At 72.7% G+C, this 1,138-nt stretch carries 2 protein-coding genes; one reads left to right on the forward strand and one right to left on the reverse strand.

From position 1 onward, the window contains the following. Positions 1-357: redoxin domain-containing protein (locus GJ693_RS16080; protein ID WP_156257229.1), on the reverse strand; the 357-nt coding region annotated here is incomplete at its 3' end. 98 nt (positions 358-455) lie between these two features. Between GJ693_RS16080 and GJ693_RS16085 the strand changes: the two genes are divergently transcribed. Further along, on the forward strand, positions 456-1,138 hold a 683-nt coding region (locus GJ693_RS16085), incomplete at its 3' end, for an NAD(P)/FAD-dependent oxidoreductase (RefSeq protein ID WP_235903004.1).

Consider the following 1,138-nt stretch of genomic DNA (forward strand, 5'->3'; position numbering starts at 1 on the left):
CGCCAGCGCCGCTGCGCCGCCGGCCAGTTCGGGCGAGATGGTGACCAGCCGGCCACCGGCGGCGGCAAGTGCGGCCGCGGCATCGCCCCAGCCGGCGCTTTCCACCCGGCACCACGGACACCACAGGCCGCGGTGGAAGCTGATCACCAGTGGACGGCCATCGGCTTGCAGCTCTGCCAGCGTGTGAAACCGCCCGGCGGCATCGGGCAGCGCGAAACCGGGAAAGCGCTGTCCCACCCGTGGCGCTCGGCGGCCGGCGCCGCGCGCGGCCAGTTGCGCGACCAGCGCATCATAGGCCGCGGCATAGGCGACAAGGCGCCGGGATTCGGCTTCCAGAGCAGGCGCGATCGGCGTCATGGCCGCGGCCTTGCGCCAGGGCCAGGTGTAACGCCGGGGCCGGCCCGTCCGAACGGGCAATCATGGCGGGGACAGACAGAGCGGGCCAGGACCCGGTGGTGATCATCGGCGCCGGCTTTGCCGGTCTGGCCGCCGCGCGCGTGCTGGGCGCGGCTGGCGTTGCAACCGTGGTGATCGATCGGCAGAACCACCACCTGTTCCAGCCCTTGCTGTATCAGGTGGCGACCGCCGGGCTGTCGGCGGCTGATATCGCGGCCCCGATCCGCACCATCCTGCGCCCCTTGCCCAGCGTGAGCGTGCTGATGGACACGGTGGTGGGCATCGACCGGCAGACCCGGACGGTGCGCCTGGCCAGCGGTGGCGCGCAGCGCTTTGCCCAGTTGGTGGTGGCCAGCGGCGCCCGCCACGGCTATTTTCGCAATCCGGAATGGGCGGCGCATGCGCCGGGGATCAAGACCATCGACGATGCCATCCGCGTGCGCCGGGAACTGCTGCTGGCGCTGGAGCGGGCAGAGACGATGCGCGCCGAACAGCGCGAGACCCGGGCCGAGCATCTCACCTTCGTGGTGGTCGGCGGCGGCCCCACCGGGGTCGAGCTGGCCGGCGCCATCGCCGAACTGACTCGCCATGTTGCCGAGCGCGACTTCCCCCATATCACCCGCAACTGCGTGCGTGTCGTGCTGGTGGACAGCGGCGACCGGCTGCTGAAGGCGCTGCCGCCGGCGCTTTCGGCCGCCGCCGCCCGGGCGCTGGCCGGGCTGGGCGTGGAGGTGCGGCTGGA

Source organism: Sandarakinorhabdus oryzae (genome assembly GCF_009733735.1).
Classification (GTDB): Bacteria; Pseudomonadota; Alphaproteobacteria; order Sphingomonadales; family Sphingomonadaceae; genus Sandarakinorhabdus; species Sandarakinorhabdus oryzae.